This window comes from Massilia sp. GER05, assembly GCF_052056005.1.
GTDB classification, from domain to species: Bacteria; Pseudomonadota; Gammaproteobacteria; order Burkholderiales; family Burkholderiaceae_D; genus Telluria; species Telluria orientalis.
Genome location: NZ_CP178858.1, coordinates 4815354 through 4833045 on the forward strand (window position 1 = coordinate 4815354; position 17692 = coordinate 4833045).

Below are 17692 nucleotides of genomic sequence, written 5' to 3' on the forward strand. Positions count from 1 at the left end.
GTCGCTATAATGTTTCCAAACATCACTTTTGCGGGTCATGGCAGCGTCTACTCATCCTGATACGACTGGCACATCGAACGTCGTTCCCGGCTCCGGTCGTCCCGAACACTACGAACTGCGCGCCCGACTCGGCGAGGGCGGATTCGGCGTAGTCTACGAAGCATGGGACACTCGCCTGCACCGCAGCGTCGCGATCAAGACCATACGGCACGGCTCGATGGCAAGCGCGGACCTCGTGCGTGAAGCGCGCCTGGCCGCGTCGCTGCATCATCCCGCCTTCGTGAAGGTGCACGCCATTGAGGATGACGGCATTAGTCAATTCATCGTCATGGAACTGGTGCATGGCCGCACGCTGACACAGATTCTGCGGGGAGGCCCAGTCAATCTCGCGACTGCTCTCGATTGGGTAGGCCAGGTGGCGGAGGCGCTGCGCGACGCGCATGCATCCGGTCTCGTGCATGGCGATATCAAGCCGTCGAACCTGATGATCGAAGACGGTGGACGCGTGCGCATCCTCGACTTCGGTCTCGCGCTACGCCAGGACGCGCTGGCCACCGAGACCGTGTCGCTGGGCGAGGTCGCAGCTACCGGCCAGACCGATCCCCAGGGCACGATCGCCTACATGGCGCCCGAACGGCTGCAGGGCGCGACGCCCGATCCGCGCGCGGACGTATATGCGCTCGGCGTCATCCTGTACGAACTCGTCTGCGGCAAGCGGCCGTTCGCGGCCCTGCATGGGCTGGCACTTGCCGCTGTTCTCATCCAGACGTCGTCGGATGGGTGGGATTATCCGGACAGCCTCGATACGAGATTGATCGCATTGATACGGGCGATGACGGCGCGACAGCCCGAGCAGCGGGTAACAACCATGGATGAAGCACTGCGGCGCCTAAGAGAAAAGAGGGGCAAGCCCGGCTCGGCCAGCCCACAAGAAGAGCACACTCTTCAGCTCAAGAACCGCCTTTCCCGCCGTGCCGTGCACATTGGTATCGCCACAACGATCGGGTTCGCGATTGCAGGCGGGCTGTGGTGGCAGGTTGCACCCAGGCTCGGGATGCTCAGCGAAGCGCTGGCCCCCTATTCTGAAGCGGTGGAGATGGAACAGGGCCTGGCCGCACTCAAATTGCTGGATCTTCCTGGGAGCCTCGAGAACGCAGAAACGCATTTCAACCGGATCTTGAAACAGAGCCCTGATAGTGCTGCGGCAGTTGCCGGCTTATCGCTCGTCAGTATTATCCGCTATGGCGGTGATCGCCAGGATGAAACATGGTTGCGCAAGGCTGATGCCGGTGCGCAGCAGGCGTTGAAACTGAACGATCAATTAGCGCTCGGGTACATCGCCCAAGGCTGGGTGCGCGACTTTCAGGGCCGTCGGGATGACGCTGTCGCAAGCTACGATCGAGCACTTCGCCTCGATCCCTCCAACTTTTTCGCGTGGTGGGGTAAGATCGAAACGTTGCGCCACGCCCGGCGCTATGCAACTGCGGAATCCGCGATCACGGAAGCGATCCGCCAGTTTCCACGCGAACGTGTCTTCCTCGACGCGCTGGGTTCTGTGTACTACGAACAATCTAATCTTCCCGCCGCCGAAGAGGCATTTCGTCGCAGCATTGCGCTGCAGCCGGATGCGGTGAGATCCTATTCCAATCTGGCCGCCGTTTTGATGCGCCAGAATCGCTCTGACGAGACGTTGCGCGTACTTCAACAAGGTCTGCAAGTACGTCCGTGCGCCGATCTCTATGCAACCCTTGGCAACATCCTGTTTAAACGCGGCGACTACGTCGGTGCTGCCGGCGCGTTCGAAAATGCCGTCTCGCCGACCCGCGGCGCGCCGGGATCCTACCTGAACTGGGCCAACCTGGCTGACACTCTGCTGTGGATCCCTGGACGAGGCGACGAGGCACGTCAGGCATACGACAAGGCACGACGCCTGCTGGCCGAACGGCTCGAGCACTCCCCGAACGATGTGCTGCTCGTATCCCGCATGGGACTGTATGCGGCCCGCTCTGGCCACCAGGAAGAGGCGCGGACATTGATAACACGGGCGTTGTCACTGGCTCCCGCGAACGCCGACGCTCATTTCCGCGCCGGCCTCGCCTATGAACTGCTTGGTGACCGTAAGCAGGCGCTCGCGGCAATCACAGAAGCACTCCGCCTCGGCTATCCGGCAAAGTACGTCGAAGCGGAACCAGATCTACTGGCGCTACGCCGCGATCCCAATTACCACCCAGACTGATCGCCTCACAGTTCAAACGAAAGGAACACCATGCCCCAAAAAACCCATCAACTTGTGGTCACCTACGTCAAAGGCCAGACCACGGCCACCTGGAGCCTGGACGGCGTCCCGCATCACGATGGCGACGCGCTCAAGGTTCAGTCGGGCGACAAAATCACATTCCAGTTCGATGGGCCTGATGACATCGCTGAATGTGTGCTGATCAGCGGGAAGATGGAGACAAAATGCCATGGCGGGTCGCCGTTTACCGAAGGCAACCGCATCAACCTTAAGGCGAACTCGACTGTCGTTGTCGGTCAGCAACATGGTCTTTGGGGATTCACGGTATCGTTCTCGACTAGCAACAGTGACGGAACCAGTTCGTTCTATTTCCTTCCGGACCCGGAAGTGGACGTCGGCACGATGCCGCCGATGTGCGACTAATCGCGTCGTCTACGTTGGCGTCAGGCGATCCAGCGTCAGGCGCCGCACTTCCCGCCGCAACGACTCCGTCGGCGTCCTGAGCACTTCCGCGCAGCGCCCGACGTCGCCCGCGCACGCGGCCAATGCGCGTTCGATCTCATCGGCGGGAATCCGCTCCGCCCAGCGGATCTCGCGGTGGGCATCGAGCAGCTTGTACATCGTCGGCCGCGAGATGCCCAGGTCGCGCGCCGCGGCCTGGATGTTCCACTCGTTCGCCGCCATCGCCCGCAATACTTCGGCCTCCGTGATGTCCGACGGCTTGCGGCGCGGCGTCCCGGGCGCGGCGGCCGGCGCCGGTGGGACTTCCGGCGCGGGCGCCAGGCGCGCCGCGCTGCCGGCCGGGGCCGGCGTCAGGCGCACCAGTTGTTCGAGCTGCGGCGTGCCGCCGTGCTGGACCAGCAGCGCGGCGCGGCGCAACGTGTGGCCCAGCTGGCGGATGTTGCCGGGCCAGTCGTGGCACGCGATCTCCACCACCAGTTCCAGCGGCAGCACCGGCTGCGCGCCATGCGCCTGCAGCAGGTGCACGATCAGCACGCCGATGTCCTCGCGCCGCGCGCGCAGCGGCGGCAGTTGCAGCGCGAATCCTTCCAGCCGGCGCAACAGGGCCTGGTTGAATACGGCCGTGTCGAGGTCCTGGTCCGTCGCCGCGATCAGGCGCGCCGTCGTCTTGCGGTCCTGGCTCGCGCCCAGCGGGCGGAAATCGCCCCCTTCCAGCACGCGCAGCAGCATCGGCTGGACGCTGGCCGGCGCATTGCCGATCTCGTCGAGGAACAGGGTGCCGCCGTCCGCTTCCGCGAACAGGCCACGGCGCTCCTGCGCGCCCGTGTACGCGCCGCGCGCCGCGCCGAACAGCTCGGCCGCCGCCAACGATTCGTTCAGCGCCGCCATGTTGACGGCGACGAGCCGCGCCTGCGCGCGCTGGCCCAGCGCGTGGATCGCGCGCGCCGCGATTTCCTTACCGGTGCCCGTCTCGCCCAGCAGCAGCACGGGGATGTCGGTCGGCGCCACCATGCGGATCTGGTCGCGCAGCGCGATCGCCGCGGCGCCCACGCCCACGAGCCCCGGCACCGGGTTGTGCTTGGGCAGGCAGTCCATCCAGTGCAGGCACAGGACGACGGCGCGGCCGAGCGTCAGGACCTGGCCGCGCGCGACGTCGGCCGCGTCGAACCGGACCGGCCCCGTCGCGGCCCGCCCGTTCAGCTCGACCGGCATGCGGGTCGCCGGGAAATACACCACGACGCCCTCGCCATCGCCGCCGCGCACGATCCGCACGGGGTCGCGCGAGATCGTGCCGTGGCCCAGCGGCAGGCCGGCCTGGCCCGGACGATAGAACAGCGGCGCGTAGCGGTTCACTTCCAGCGTGCCGGGATCGCCGACGAACTGTTCGCCGATGCGCGCCGGGTCGGGATGCCAGAGGATCGTCAGCGCCAGCAGCGGCCGTCCGGGCATCCCCTGCGCGGACAGCTGCAACGTCTGGGTATATTCGGTGGAGTCAAGCATGCGCGGAACGTCGACGTTATCGCTTTACATGTAAAAAACATGGCAATTTTACACGCAGAAACATCCGATGGGCCGAAATCGGGCCCGTCTCCCCGGATTTCGCCATGGCACGGCGTTTGCAATATGAGTAGCGCCGCCATCGGGGCGGTGCCTTTTCCCGGACGTGCAATGACATTCAACCTCGCTTCCTCGCCCATCCAGCCCTTTGACGCCCGCGTCATGCTCGACGTGCACAGCCTGAAAGCCCTGCGCCAGCGCCGCAGCGGACGCGAGGCGTTGTCCGAACAGTTCCAGGAACGCAGACTCTGCCTCACCCGCGCCGCCATCAAGCGCGCCGAATCCGGCAGGCCCGTACCCTACCGCACCGTGCGCCACCTGGCCGCGTTCTACGGCATCGGCGTCGAGACCCTGATCGACCCGGAGCCGACCCGCCAGGCGCCGCGCGCGCGTCCCGTGCCGGACGCGGCGGACATCTCGGACGTCGAGCGCCTGCAATGCCGTGCAGTCATCGACGCGGTCCATGCCGGCGGCCGCGGGCGGATCATCGACGTGCAGGGTGTCGCCGGCGCCGGCAAATCGCCGCTGCTGTCCTTCGGCGTCCGCGACGCCCGGACGCGCGGCTACACCTGCGTCGTACTCGACGGCGGTCGCGCCCGCATCCCCGCCGTCCACACGGCCGCCGACCTGATGCTCGGCCTGCTCGGCCTTCAGGCCGGCGCCGGCACGGACGCCGTCCCGCTGGCCGACCTCGTGCGTAGCCGTTGCGCCGCGCTGGGTGTGGCGCCGGTCCACGTCGACGCGTGCGTCGGCCTGATCGACGCCCCGCCCGAGTGGCCCCTGCCGGCCACCCAGCTGCTGCAGACGGCCGCCCTGTGCGCGCTGGTCCAGCATCGCGCGGCGAACCAGCCGTTGCTTATCTCTATCGACGACCTCCAGTGCGCCGACTGGCAACTCGCGATGATCCTGAACGTGGTCGTGCCGACGACCCTCGATTACCCCGTCCTGTGGATGTTCGCTACCCGCCTGGAACCCGGTCCGATGCGGCGTCCGCTCGGCGTGCGCATGGACGCGCTCGCCCGCACCACCCTGCACCTGGCGCCGCCCGCCGTGCGCGCGGACCGCGCCGATGCGGGCGGCGTGCACCGCCTTGCCCGCACGGCCGGCCAGGACGCCGGCTAACCGCCGCCGATCCCCGCGTCCGGGCGGTCCACGTCCAGCACGTGGTCGCGGAAAATGTCCGGCAACATCTCCAGCACGAGCTCGCGGCCCAGCAGATCCGCACCGCGGACCGCGCGCGCGACCATGTCGATATCGATGGCCGCCAGCGCCGCCCGTGCCGACGGCGCATGGCTCAGGTGCCATGGTTCCGGGCACATCCCGCGGCGGCGGGTGCGGTACGGACGAAAGAAACCGAAGCGCGCCGCGTGCATGTCGAGCCAGGCATGCAGGCGTGCGTACACGCCGTCCGGTCCGGCCTCGTGCGGCAGCAGCTTCGTCCGGTAGCCGGGCGGGTGCGCGGCGCGGTCGAACACGTCGATGTCCGTGCCCCAGTGGCGCCGCGTCGCGCCCGGCAACCCGGTCCAGTCGAGGATCGCACGGACGATGTCCGGCGGCGCCAGCGCCCCGTGGTCGCGCGCACCGCCCGCGCAATCGTACAATGTCGCCTGCCCGGAAAATTTGCGGTTCCAGTTGCGGGCCTGGGCCTCGAACGGCCGCCACGACGCGATCGGCAGCATGTCGATACCGTCCTCCCCGGCCGCCGCGCGCATCGCGAGAAACGCCGCCGCGACCTCGGGCCGCGCGGCAAAACGGGGCTGTCCCGGCATCTGCCCGTAATGCTGGACATGCGTGCGTGCGCGTCCCGTCAGCGTGAACTCGTCGAACGGCACGCCGCCGGGCCCCTCACCGCCGGGCTCAACGGGTCTCGATCGCATCGACGCGGTCCGGATAATCCGCTTCGCGCAGCGCGAGCGCGCGGTCGCTGCTGGCGAGCACGGTACCGCCGGCGCGCACCGTCACGCGGCCCGGCGCCGGCGTGATCGTGATCGGATGGTCGGGACCGGGTGTCTTCATGGCTGTCGGCATGTTTTCTCCTGTCGTGGCCCCCTACGATCTCATGCCGCCCGGTCCCGTGCAAGTGCGTCCCGTCCGCTCCAGCCGCGGATCCGGATCAATCGCGGTCGTCCCGCCCCCCGCGCACGATGCGGATGTACAGCACGGCGTTCAGCGCCAGCACGGCCGCGGCCAGTCCCCATTGCATGCCGCTCGTGAGACCGGACGGATAGATGAGTCCGACAAGATAATGGTCGACGAAACCGCCCGCATAGCCCGCCGTCCCGGCCAGCATGCGCAGGTGATTCTCCAGCCCGGTCAGTGGGCACGCCGCGCCGGTGGCCTCGATCAGGATGCCCCAGGCGACGGCGGCCAGGTGCAGCGGCAGCAGCCGGCGCCAGCGCGCGACGAGTACGGCACCCGCGACGACGAACAGGATGAAGCCCAGGTGCAATAACAGCACCATGGCGGCGAACAATTGATAGACCATGGCCCATGATACCGACCGGCGCACGACTGATACATGTCAAGCCCGCACCCTGGGGTGCTCCTATTCTCCACCATCATCGCCGATCCGTTCGGCCGAACCGAGGAGAACATCATGATGCACGTGATGCCACGCACGACGCCGCCGCCTCGCGCGGGCCGGCGCCGGTCCGCCCTACGGCATGCCCTGCTGGGCGCCGCCGCCCTGCTCATGCTCGCCTTCGCATTGCCGGCCGCCACCGCGCAGGATGCCCAGCCGACCCGGTCCGCGACGGCGGCGGCGGGCCAGGCGGCGCACGGCACCGACAACGACTCCGCCACGCGGCGCCAGCAGGCCGCCGTCAAGCACGTCAGCGACGCCGTGGGCGTCGTCCATACGATGAGCAACGAGACCGGCATGGCGGCCCTGCTGGGTCGCGCGCGCGGCGTCTTCATCGTGCCCACCTATGGCCGCGCCGCGCTCGGCGTCGGGGGTGCCGGCGGCGCGGGCGTGCTGATGGCCCGGCGCGCGGATGGCACCTGGGGCAACCCGGTGTTCTTCGACACCGGCGGCCTCAGCATCGGACTCCAGGCCGGCGTGGAAGGCGGGCCGATCGCCCTGGTGCTGCTGAACCAGAAAGCCGTCGACAGTTTCCGCAACCGTAACAACTTCTCGCTCAGCGCCGACGCCGGGCTCACGGTCGTCAACTTCGCGCGCATGGCCCAGGGCTCGACGGCGGGCGACGTCGTCGCGTGGTCGGGCAGCAAGGGCCTGTTCGGCAACGCGGCCACGGTGGGCATCAACGACGTCCGCTACAACCAGCGCCTGACCGAGGCCTACTACGGCAAGCCGATGACGGCGCTGCAGGCGATCGACAGCAAGGAGACCAACGCCCAGGCCGACGCCCTGCGCAAGGTACTCGGCAGTCCGCCGACGCCGGCCGGAAGCAGCGGCAAGGCGGGCGGACGGTAGCGGCGCGTCCGGCCCGCGCGGGTTCCCAGGCCCGATCGCGGTGGCTGCGCCCAACGGCGCCCCACCGCGAACGGTCAGGCCGGCCGGCGCCGCACTGCCGCCAGCATGCAGCCGGTCAGCGCCACCAACAGCAGCGTGGACGGCTCCGGAACGGCGCGCACGGCTGTGAACGCATTGTCCGGCGTGATGGTCAGGCGCCCGTCCGGCGCCGCGTCCGGATGGAGGGCGATGCTGCCCAGGTCGCCGTCGACGCCGAGGTAGTGCGTGTCGTCGAACAGCGACCAGCTGAACGTGCTGCCGTCGGTGCCGTCGCCGAACAGGAAGCTGACGTCGAAGCCGACGTGGCCGCCGAGCTGGATCGCCTGGAACCAGTCACCGCCGCCCGCCTCGCTCGTGAACGTCAGCGCGCCCGGCGGTCCGCCTGCCACGGAACCGGTGCCGACGGGCATGCCCAGCAGGTCGGCCGCGAGATTGGTGACCGACGCGCTGGCCGGCGTCGCGCCGCCCACGCTGAGAAACGACATGCCCAGGTAGGCGGTACCCGAGCCCAGCGCCGACGTATCGATGTCGACGTGGTGGACCGGCACCGCCAGCGCCACGCCGGCGCACAGGTACATCCAGGTTGCGGCCAGCATCCGGGCCGCGCGGTGAGTGATGGACTGCATGGTGTGTCTCCTAGTATTGTGCCTTGAACAGTTGTGGGGTATAGGCGATGGTGGCCTTCGCCGGGTTAGAGAACGTCGTGGTCACGGTCGCCGTCTGGCCCGGCGCAAGTTCCGCTTCGTTCAGGGTGACGTAGGGCACGCCGTCCTTCACGCCCGTCGCGTTGTCGAGCGTGACGCCGCTCGTCAGGCCGGCGAGGCGGAACTGCAGCGGTCCCTTGAGCGCCGTACCGCCCGTGTTCGTGAACGTCACCGTGCCGGCGTACTTCTGCGTGAAGCGGTTCATCGTCAGGCCGGACCGCGCGATCCGGACGTTGCCCGTCAGGTCCACGGGCGCCAGCAGGTCATAGCGGGTGCCGTAGAAGTGGAACTCGCCATACGATGAAATGCCGGGATACGCCGGATCCGTCGGCGGGCCCGGGTGGTCGACGCGTGCCATGAAGTAACGGTACTGTTGCGTCTCCAGGCCGGGCAGCACGGGGATGACTTCCATCTCGAAGTTGCGGCCGCTCGTGTCCGTCGTCTCGCGGCTCGTGAGCAAGGTCCAGTTCACGTTGTCGTTCGACCCGTACACGTTGGCGCCCTGCGAACGGTTGCCGAACATGTAGCGGGCCTGGATGCCGAAGGCACCGACCGCCACGCGGTAGTTCTCGCCGAAGTCGATGGTGATCGGCGCGCGCAGGTCGCCGGAATAACTGTTGTAGTTATTGTCGACGAGCAGCGCCGGACGGTCCGCGCCGAAGCCGATCGTCGTCACCATGTTCTTGCTCCAGTCGAGGCTGCCGTCGGAGGCGACCTTCGGATTGACCAGCTCCAGCTTGCGCACGGCCGCCTGCACGGCCTTCAGCAGGGCCGGGAAATCGGCATCGGACACGGTCGCCATCTGCTGCTGCAGCGGCGCCAGCTCCGTCTTGAACGTGGCCAGCGACGGCGTGGTGTAGGCGGCAGCGGGATCGTAGCCGTCGAGCGCGGCCCGGAATGCGGACGCGCGGTCCGGCTGCACGTCCAGGCGCGCCGTCATCGTGCTGACGGCGACGCCGTCGGTCGCGGCGACGACGATGTCGTGCATGCCCACCTGGTCCGGCGCCGGCGTCCAGTCGAACGCGCCGCTGGACGTGTTCACCGTCGCCCCGGCCGGCAGCCGGACGGCCTCGTACGCGACGCTGTCCGCCGTGTTGGCGTCCGCCGCGGCATAGGTCGCGCGGTACGGCATGCCCTGCACGACGATTTCCGTGACGGGGAACACGGGCATGGCAAAGCGCGGCGGCGTCAGTTGCGTGGGCGCGGCCATGTTCACATAGTCGACGTCCACCGTCGCGCCCTCGGGGCCGGAGAACTTGAAGAACATGATGTTGTCGCCGAGCGCGCGGCTGCCGATGGCGGCAGCCGACGTGTCCGGCACGATGTAGCGCCATGCGCCGTGCGTGTCGGGGACCGTCATGACGGACCACGGACTGGCGTCGCGGCTGGCGCTCGCGGACAGCGTGACCGGTGCGCTGGTGCGCACCATGATGCCGACCGGCGCGTACTTCGAGCGGTCCGCGTATTGCACGTCGTGGAACACGATGGTGGCGCCGGCCGGCGTCACGCCCGCATGGCCGAAGGTGCGGTCGCCCTCGGTCTGCATCGCCCAGCCGCCGTCGAGGAAGATGGATTTGCGCTCCGTCTCCAGGATGCCCGCCGTACTGGCCGGCAGCTGCACGCCGGTGAGCGCCTGCGGCAAGGTGAAGATGGCGGTCGGGCCCATGTCCTTGTTGTTGGGCGTCGCCGGTCCCCACGGGATGGCCGGGCCGTTCGCATGCGCCGCCGCCGTCGCCAGGTAAGGCGCTTCGGCGTCGACGTCCACCCCTTCCACGTATTTGTACGTGTTGTAGATCTCCGCGATCGCGTCGACCTCGTACAGGCGGCCGCGATAGGCGGGCGAGATGCCGGACGTGCCGCCCGTCGTGTCGGCCCACGGCGTGTCGTAGCCGAGCATGTATTCGGCGTAGGCGTTCGCGCCACGCAGCAGGCGGTCGTCGCCGAACCGGTAGACGCTCACGGCGTCGCCGCCGGACGACGGTTTGCCGGTGAACGGATCGACCTTCGTGCCCTGCGCGGTCACGAGGCGCAGCAGGCCGCCGAGGATGTCGACGTTGTCGCCCGCGTGCGCGCCGTCGCGCGACATCTCCTGCACTTCGTAGAACGTCTTGCCCGTCTTGTTGAGCGGGTCGTCCGCGTCGATGCGCGCGATCGCCGACATGATCGCGCCGTTGATGTCCTGGCGCGTCGAGGTGGCGTTCACGGTGAGCCATTCGACCGACTCGTCGTAGCGCGCACGGTTGTCGGTGAAGATCGCGCCGGCGATCCGGCCGACGAGCGAATACTGTTGCTGGTTCCTGAACCGCTCGTTACTGGAGAAGAAGGTACGCTCCATCGGATCGACCAGGTTGTCCTTGAGCTTCTGCGTGTCGGTGTCGGTCCACGCGAGCGGGTAATCCGTATAGGTCGGATCGGCCGGCGTATAACGCATGATCTCCGCAGCCATCAGCATGCGCGACAGCGGCACCCCGTTGTGGATGTGCGCGTCCGGGAAATAGGCGTACCCGTTCGGGTTCATGTTGCTCCACGTGCGCAGGATGCGCATCGCGTTGCGCCGGTATTCGTTGCGGCCCGTGACGTAGTACAGGATCGCCTGCGTCAACGCGCCCTGCGAATCGTTGATCATGCGCGTTTGTGCCGTCGTACTGTTGTAGTTCGGCGTGTTCGGCGTATCGACCTTCGTGGCGTCGCGGTTCGTGGGCTGCAAGTTGATGTTCGCATAGTTGCAGCACACGGTCGCGAGGGTGTTGTAATACGATTTATAGGGCTCGACGTCGGCGCGGATCTGCTGGCGTACGTACTCCAGCTGCTCCGGCGTGAAGCCGAGTCCCGGATGGCGGAAGCCGGTACCGCTTACGACCGGCTGGACCATCGGCGTGGCGACGAAGGTCACGGCCCTGGCGCCGCTCCCCACGAGCACCAGCGCGGACGCCAGTGCCAATGCCACCATCTTTCCTTTTGCGTTGCCGCGCAACGCATTCCACCTCTGACGCGAATGGTTATACATGATTGTCCTTATATGTTTGCTAACCAGTTCAATGGATGCCACCGACGACGCTGCCTCCTCCTTCGACTGTTGTGTTATCGATAGCGCTGGCGATCGTAACACGAGCACAACGGAATGGATGAAGATTTGTTATCGTTACCTCCACGTGTTGCGTCCGCGACAAATGCCCCGCAGCCGGGAACGAAATCGGGACGCAACAAAATCTGTTGATCTCGACGACAAGGTTTGTTATCGTTAACTTGCGCTGTACGCTCGGGCATAGCCGGTTCATGCCGGTATGGCGATCTCCTTGCGGGTACGTTCCAGTCCCGTATTCGGCCCGCCTCGACTTCGTCGGGCGGGTCATTTTTTTTGCGCCGGCGCGCCTCCTGCGGGGTTTTACTTTTCGAAATACCCTGATATGATTGTTATCGATAACCGATATTCATCGCGAGGAGACCTCCGTGTTCGACAAGACGTATTACGCCACCCACCCCGACATGATGGCGGGCGCCAGCAACGAGCAGCTGCGCCAGCGCTACCTCATCGACCGGATGTTCGCGCCGGACGCCGTCACGCTGAACTATTGCCACGACGAGCGCTTCGTCATCGGCGGCGCGGCGCCCGTCGCCGGCCCACTGGCCCTGCCCACCCACACGGAGCCGCCTTCCGCGGCCGGCCAGCCCTTCCTGGCGCGGCGCGAGCTGGGCATCATCAACGTGGCGAGCGGCGCGGGCCGTGTCACCGTCGACGGCCAGGCGTTCGAGCTGGCGCCGCGCGACGGCCTGTACGTCCCGATGGGCAGCGGTGAAGTCGTCTTCGAATCGCTGGACGCGGCCAACCCCGCCCGCTTCTACCTCGCGTCGACGCCCGCGCACGTCCGCTGCGAACTCGTCAAGATCACGCACGCCCAGGCGATCCCGCTGGAGCGCGGCAGCGCCGCGACGTCGAACGAACGCACGATCTACCAGTACGTGATCCCGGGCGTCTGCAAGTCCGCCCAGCTGCTGCTGGGCCTCACGATCCTCAAGACGGGCAGCGTATGGAACACCATGCCGCCGCACGTCCACGAGCGCCGGTCGGAGGTGTATTTCTATTTCGACCTGCACGACGACCAGCGCGTGTTCCACTTCATGGGCGAACCCGATTCGGCGCGCCACATCGTCGTGGCCAACGAGCAGGCCGTCGTGTCGCCGCCGTGGTCGATCCACATGGGCTCCGGCACGGCCAACTATGCGTTCATCTGGGCGATGGGCGGCGAGAACCTGGACTACACGGACATGCAGGTCCTCGACATCTGCCAGCTGAAATAAGGAAGGGGCCCCCCATGCTCGACCTGTTCAACCTCGCCGGCCGCACGGCGCTCGTCACGGGCGCCAACACGGGCCTCGGCCAAGGCATCGCCCTCGCGCTGGCCGCGGCCGGCGCCGACATCGTCGCGGCCGGTCGCACTCCCGCCGACGACACGGCCACGCAAGTCCGCGCGCTCGGCCGCCGCTTCCTCGACGTGCACGCCGACCTGTCGTCCACGGCGCCCGTGCGCGACGTCGTCGCCGCCGCCGTCGGCCTGAACGGCCGGCTCGACATCGTCGTCAACAATGCCGGCATCATCCGCCGCGCCGACAGCCTCGACGTCGAGGAGGCGGACTGGGACGCCGTCATCGACACCAACCTGAAATCCGTCTTCTTCGTGTCCCAGGTCGCGGCGCGCCACATGGCGAAAAACGGCGGCGGCAAGATCGTCAACATCGCCTCGCTGCTGTCGTTCCAGGGCGGCATCCGCGTGCCGGCCTACACGGCGAGCAAGAGCGCCGTCGCGGGCCTCACGCGCGCGCTGGCCAACGAATGGGCCGCGCAAGGCATCAACGTCAACGCCATCGCGCCCGGCTACTTCGACACGAACAACACGGCGGCCCTGCGCGCGGACCCGGTGCGCGAGCCGGCCATCCTCGCGCGCATCCCGGCCGGCCGCTGGGGCCAGCCGGGCGACCTGGCCGGCGCCGCCGTGTTCCTGGCCAGCCGCGCCAGCGACTACGTCCACGGCATCGTCCTGCCGGTGGACGGCGGCTGGCTCGCCCGATGAGCGCCCGTCCCGACCTGGAGGGCCGCATCGTCTGCTTCGGCGAGATCCTGCTGCGCCTCGCCGCCCCGCCGGGCCGCATGCTGCTGCAGACGCCGGCGCTGGACGCGTGCGCGGGCGGCGCCGAGGCGAACGTCGCCGTCGCGCTCGCCCTGCTCGGCCACCGCACCGCGATGGTCAGCGTCCTGCCCGACAACTCCCTCGGCCGCGCCGCGCTCGACAGCCTGCGCGCGCACAGCGTGGACACGGCCGGCATCCGCCTGCGCCCCGGCCGCATGGGCCTGTACTTCATCACGCCGGATGCCGTCGCGCGTCCGTCCGAGATCATCTACGACCGCGCCGGCTCCGCATACGCGCTGGCCGATCCCGGCCTGTACGACTGGCCCGCGCTGCTGGACGGCGCGGGGTGGCTGCACGTGTCGGGCATCGCGCCGGCCGCCGGCGACGGCCCCGCCCAGGCCGTGCTCGCGGCGATGCGGGCGGCGCGCGCCGCGGGCGTGCGCGTCGCGTTCGACGGCACGGCGCAGCCGCCGCTGCCGGAGGCGATGCGCATGGCCGACGTGCTGTTCGCCGCTCCGCGCGACATCGCCCTCGTGCTCGACCGCCCCGAACTGGCGGATCCCGCGCGCGAGCGGGATGCGGTGCAAAGCGCGTTCGCCGCATTTCCCGACCTGGCCATGCTGGCCTGGACCGGCCGCGTGGCGCACCGGACGGACGAGCACGAACTGTCGGCCGTGCTGCACACGCGCACGAAGTCCGTGACCGGCGGCAGCTACCGGCTGTCCGGCACCGTCGACCATATCGGCACCGGCGACGCCTTCGCGGCCGGCGTCCTGCACGGACTCCAGTCCGGCATGGCGACGGCGGACGTGGCCGGGTTCGCGCTGGCCGCCGCTGCCATGAAACACGCGATCACAGGCGACTTCAACGCCGCACACACGGGAACGTCCGCATGACCGGCAGCTGGCGTCTTACCTGGGACCACGGCAGCGCGGACGTGCAGTCGCTAGGCGCGATGCTCGGCCCCCTGAGCCTGCGCATCGGCGACGAGCGGGAACTGGAGATCATGCACGTGGCCCCCTGGGCCGGCATGACGCGCGCCGGCACCCTGCCCGGCATCATGCGGCGCCTGCGCGGCGAGTGGCCCTGCCTGCCGTTCGGCTGCACGGAAGCGCCGCCGGGCCTGCCCGCCGGCTGGGGCACGCGCGCGCCCGAGGATGCGTGGGACCACGGCTTTGCGGCCAACCACCATTGGCGCTGCGTGTCGGCGACCGACACCCGCATCCGCCTGGCCATCGACTATCCCGCCGGCTCGCCGATCGAACACATCGAACGCGAGATCGCGGCCGACCCGCACGCGCCGGCCGTCGACATCACGTTGCGCGTATGGGCCCGCCGCGCGGCGCGCGTGCCCGCCGGCCTGCATCCGACGTTCCGCCTGCCGCCGGCACCGGGGCGCGTGCGCATCGTGCTCGGGCCGCACGACGGCATCCACAGTTATCCCGCCCAGCCGGCGGGCGCGGTGTCGCGGCTGCTGACCGACACGCGCTCCGCATCGCTGGACAGCCTGGCCGGCGTCGACGGCCCCATCGACCTCGCGCACCTGCCGTTCGCCGGGCCGGCCGAGGAACTGCTGCAGGTGCGCGCGATCGGCGGCCAGGACGGCGCCGCGCCGATCGCGCTGCACTACCTCGATTACGACGCCTGCGTCGGCCTGTGGTGGGACACGGCGCAGCTGCCCGACCTGCTGCTCTGGGTGAGCAACGGCGGCCGCATCCACTTCCCCTGGATGAGCAGCCATCTGGCGCTGGGCGCCGAACCCGTGAACAGCCTGTTCGACCTGGGCCGCGTCGCGACGGCGCCCGCGAACCATCCGCTGGCGGACCGCCTCGGGATCGCCATCGGTCCCGACGCGCCGTGGGAAACCCGGTACCGCATCGCCGCCTGGCCCCAACCGTCCCTCCCAACCCAACGATAGAGAACCGCGCCATGGCACCCGACTTCCGTTCTCCCGGCTTCCTGCTCGACCACATCGCCCATACGATGCGGTTTTATCACCCGCGCTGCATCGACCCGAACGGCGGTTTTTATCACTTCTTTCGCGACGACGGCACGGTGTACGACCGCGCGACGCGCCACCTCGTCAGCAGCACGCGCTTCGTCTTCAACTACGCGACGGCGTACTGCCGCGTCAAGCGCGCGGATCACCTCGCGGCCGTGCGCCACGGCGTCGCCTTCCTGCGCGACGTCCACCGCGACCCGCGCACGGGCGGCTACGCCTGGCAGCTCGCGTGGGACGCGGGCCGCAAGGAAGTCCTCGACGGCGACAACCACTGCTACGGCCTCGCCTTCGTCATGCTGGCGTATGCGCATGCGCTGCGCGCCGGTGTCGCGGAGGCGCGCGGCTACCTCGCCGAGACGTTCGACCTGATGGAGGCGCGCTTCTGGGAACCCGGACACGGGCTGTACGCGGACCAGGCGAGCGCCGACTGGTCCGTGCTCGACGCGTACCGCGGCCAGAACGCCAACATGCATTCGTGCGAAGCGATGCTGGCGGCGTACGAGGCGACGGGCGAGGTGCGCTACCTGCACCGCGCCGAGACGCTGGCCCGCAACATCACGCTGCGCCAGGCCGCCCTCGCGGACGGTTACGTGTGGGAACACTATCGCGCCGACTGGTCGGTGGACTGGGACTACAACCGCGACGACAAGACGAACATCTTCCGGCCCTGGGGCTACCAGCCCGGCCACCTGACGGAATGGGCGAAGCTGCTGCTGCTGCTCGAACGCCACCGCGCCCACCTGGCGGGCGACGCCGAATGGCTCGCGCCGCGCGCCATCCAACTGTTCGACGCCGCGCTGCTGCGCGCGTGGGACGCGGAGCACGGCGGCATCTGCTACGGCTACGCGCCGGACGGCAGCATCTGCGACGGCGACAAGTATTTCTGGGTGCAGGCCGAAAGCTTCGCGGCCGCCGCGCTGCTGGCCGTGCGCACCGGGAACCCGGCCTACTGGAACTGGTACGACCGCATCTGGGCGTACAGCTGGGCGCACTTCGTCGACCACGACCACGGCGCCTGGTACCGCATCCTCGGCCAGGACAACCGCAAGCTGACCAACGAGAAGAGCCCGGCCGGCAAGACGGACTATCACACGATGGGCGCCTGCTACGACGTGCTGCACGCGCTGGAGGCGAACCCATGACCGCGCTGCCCCGCTTCGTCGCGGCGGGCGAAGCGCTGACGGACCTGCTCGCGACGGGCCCCTGCACGTGGACGAGCCAGACCGGCGGCTCGACGTGGAACGTGGCGCGCGTCGTCGCCCGCCTCGGCATCCCGAGCGCGTTCGCGGGCGCCGTCAGCCGCGACGTGTTCGGCCTCGAACTCGCCGCCGCCAACGCGGCAGCGGGTCTCGACCAGCGCTTCCTGCAGCAGGTCGACCGCCCGCCATTGCTGGCCGTCGTGCACGAACGCCACCCGCCCCGCTACTTCTTCATCGGCACGGACAGCGCCGACCTGCACTTCGATCCGGACCATCTGCCGGCCGGGTGGCAGGACGGCGCCGCATGGGTCCACTTCGGCGGCATCAGCCTTGCGCGCGCGCCGCTCGCCGGCACGCTCGTCGCGCTGGCCAGCGGCTTGAAACTGCGCGGCGCGAAGATCAGCTACGACCCCAACTTCCGCGCGCTGATGGACGCGCGCTATGACGAGACGTTGCGCACGATGGTGGGCCTGGCGGACGTGGTCAAGGTGTCCGACGAGGACGTGCGCGGCCTGTTCCGCATCGACGATGCCGACGCGGCGTTCGCAACCCTGCGCGCCATGAATCCGGCCGCGACGTACCTGTTCACGCGCGGCGCCGACGGCGCCCTCCTCGTGCGACCCGACGGCACCTGGCGCGCCGCCGCACCTGCCGTGGACGTCGTCGACACGGTGGGCGCGGGCGACGCCAGCATCGGCGGCCTGCTGTACAGCCTCATGACGTGGCCGGAGCGGGCCGGCGGCAGCCATTTGCGCGTCGCCGTCGCAGCGGGTACCGCGGCCTGCCAGGCGGCCGGTGCGCAGCCGCCGGCGCTCGACGCCGTGCTCGCGCTGGCGGGTACCATCGTGGTCCGGCGCGAGGAGGGAAGCAATCTTGCCCTTGACTTCGCGGCGTCCCGCCAACAGTATTTCGGCAAGCAGTTATAACGATAACC

General features: G+C 68.7%; 15 protein-coding genes and 1 pseudogene. 10 read left to right on the top strand and 6 right to left on the bottom strand.

Features of this window, described 5'->3' with window-relative positions:
* Positions 1-37: 37 nt before the first annotated feature.
* Both ACL58G_RS21350 and ACL58G_RS21355 read left to right on the top strand, forming a co-directional pair.
* A complete protein-coding gene (locus ACL58G_RS21350) occupies positions 38-2236 on the top strand; it encodes a protein kinase domain-containing protein (RefSeq protein WP_413380423.1) in 2199 nt (732 codons plus the stop codon).
* A gap of 30 nt (positions 2237-2266) precedes the next feature.
* Positions 2267-2659, top strand: a complete 393-nt coding sequence (locus tag ACL58G_RS21355; protein WP_413380425.1) for a hypothetical protein — start codon at positions 2267-2269, stop codon at positions 2657-2659.
* A 9-nt stretch (positions 2660-2668) separates the two neighbouring features.
* Here ACL58G_RS21355 and ACL58G_RS21360 read toward each other — a convergent pair whose 3' ends face one another.
* Positions 2669-4198: a sigma 54-interacting transcriptional regulator gene (locus ACL58G_RS21360; protein WP_440963067.1), complete on the bottom strand. Its 1530-nt coding sequence runs from the start codon at positions 4196-4198 to the stop codon at positions 2669-2671.
* Between the two features lie 168 nt (positions 4199-4366).
* Between ACL58G_RS21360 and ACL58G_RS21365 the strand changes: the two genes are divergently transcribed.
* Positions 4367-5377 (top strand): hypothetical protein, encoded by a 1011-nt coding sequence (locus tag ACL58G_RS21365; RefSeq protein WP_413380429.1) that lies wholly within the window; start codon positions 4367-4369, stop codon positions 5375-5377.
* On the opposite strand, the gene ACL58G_RS21370 is transcribed toward ACL58G_RS21365, so the two are convergent.
* The 3 genes and pseudogenes from ACL58G_RS21370 to ACL58G_RS21380 all read right to left on the bottom strand — a co-directional run bounded on the left by ACL58G_RS21370 (position 5374) and on the right by ACL58G_RS21380 (position 6740).
* Positions 5374-6132 (bottom strand): M15 family metallopeptidase, encoded by a 759-nt coding sequence (locus tag ACL58G_RS21370; protein ID WP_413380430.1) that lies wholly within the window; start codon positions 6130-6132, stop codon positions 5374-5376. The two genes, ACL58G_RS21365 and ACL58G_RS21370, sit on opposite strands and share 4 nt — an antisense overlap.
* Before the next feature lie 10 nt (positions 6133-6142).
* A pseudogene (locus ACL58G_RS21375) lies at positions 6143-6271 on the bottom strand (DUF427 domain-containing protein); the annotation flags it as partial.
* A 97-nt stretch (positions 6272-6368) separates the two neighbouring features.
* Positions 6369-6740, bottom strand: a complete 372-nt coding sequence (locus ACL58G_RS21380; protein WP_413345985.1) for a DUF2784 domain-containing protein — start codon at positions 6738-6740, stop codon at positions 6369-6371.
* Positions 6741-6851: 111 nt separating this feature from the next.
* Here ACL58G_RS21380 and ACL58G_RS21385 point away from each other — a divergent pair, with 111 nt between their 5' ends.
* Positions 6852-7688, top strand: a complete 837-nt coding sequence (locus ACL58G_RS21385) for a lipid-binding SYLF domain-containing protein (protein ID WP_440963068.1) — start codon at positions 6852-6854, stop codon at positions 7686-7688.
* Between the two features lie 74 nt (positions 7689-7762).
* Here the strand turns inward: ACL58G_RS21385 and ACL58G_RS21390 are convergent, their stop codons facing one another.
* On the bottom strand, positions 7763-8353 hold the full coding sequence (locus ACL58G_RS21390) for an NF038129 family PEP-CTERM protein (protein ID WP_440963069.1): 591 nt from the start codon (positions 8351-8353) through the stop codon (positions 7763-7765).
* 10 nt (positions 8354-8363) lie between these two features.
* Positions 8364-11381 (bottom strand): putative Ig domain-containing protein, encoded by a 3018-nt coding sequence (locus ACL58G_RS21395; protein WP_440963070.1) that lies wholly within the window; start codon positions 11379-11381, stop codon positions 8364-8366.
* A gap of 500 nt (positions 11382-11881) precedes the next feature.
* Between ACL58G_RS21395 and kduI the strand changes: the two genes are divergently transcribed.
* Genes kduI through ACL58G_RS21425 form a run of 6 tightly spaced genes read left to right on the top strand, consistent with a single transcriptional unit; the run spans position 11882 to position 17684 of the window.
* Positions 11882-12730 carry a 5-dehydro-4-deoxy-D-glucuronate isomerase gene (gene kduI, locus ACL58G_RS21400; RefSeq protein ID WP_440963071.1) on the top strand — a complete coding sequence of 283 codons (849 nt, stop codon included), beginning with the start codon at positions 11882-11884 and terminating at the stop codon, positions 12728-12730.
* Positions 12731-12744: 14 nt separating this feature from the next.
* Positions 12745-13500 carry a 2-dehydro-3-deoxy-D-gluconate 5-dehydrogenase KduD gene (kduD, locus tag ACL58G_RS21405; protein ID WP_413388506.1) on the top strand — a complete coding sequence of 252 codons (756 nt, stop codon included), beginning with the start codon at positions 12745-12747 and terminating at the stop codon, positions 13498-13500.
* Positions 13497-14453: a sugar kinase gene (locus tag ACL58G_RS21410; protein ID WP_440963072.1), complete on the top strand. Its 957-nt coding sequence runs from the start codon at positions 13497-13499 to the stop codon at positions 14451-14453. Before kduD ends, ACL58G_RS21410 begins: the two co-directional genes overlap by 4 nt.
* On the top strand, positions 14450-15475 hold the full coding sequence (locus tag ACL58G_RS21415) for a hypothetical protein (RefSeq protein ID WP_440963073.1): 1026 nt from the start codon (positions 14450-14452) through the stop codon (positions 15473-15475). Before ACL58G_RS21410 ends, ACL58G_RS21415 begins: the two co-directional genes overlap by 4 nt.
* Positions 15476-15486: 11 nt before the next feature.
* Positions 15487-16701: an AGE family epimerase/isomerase gene (locus ACL58G_RS21420; protein WP_440963074.1), complete on the top strand. Its 1215-nt coding sequence runs from the start codon at positions 15487-15489 to the stop codon at positions 16699-16701.
* A complete protein-coding gene (locus tag ACL58G_RS21425) occupies positions 16698-17684 on the top strand; it encodes a carbohydrate kinase family protein (RefSeq protein WP_413388501.1) in 987 nt (328 codons plus the stop codon). Before ACL58G_RS21420 ends, ACL58G_RS21425 begins: the two co-directional genes overlap by 4 nt.
* Positions 17685-17692: the final 8 nt, after the last annotated feature.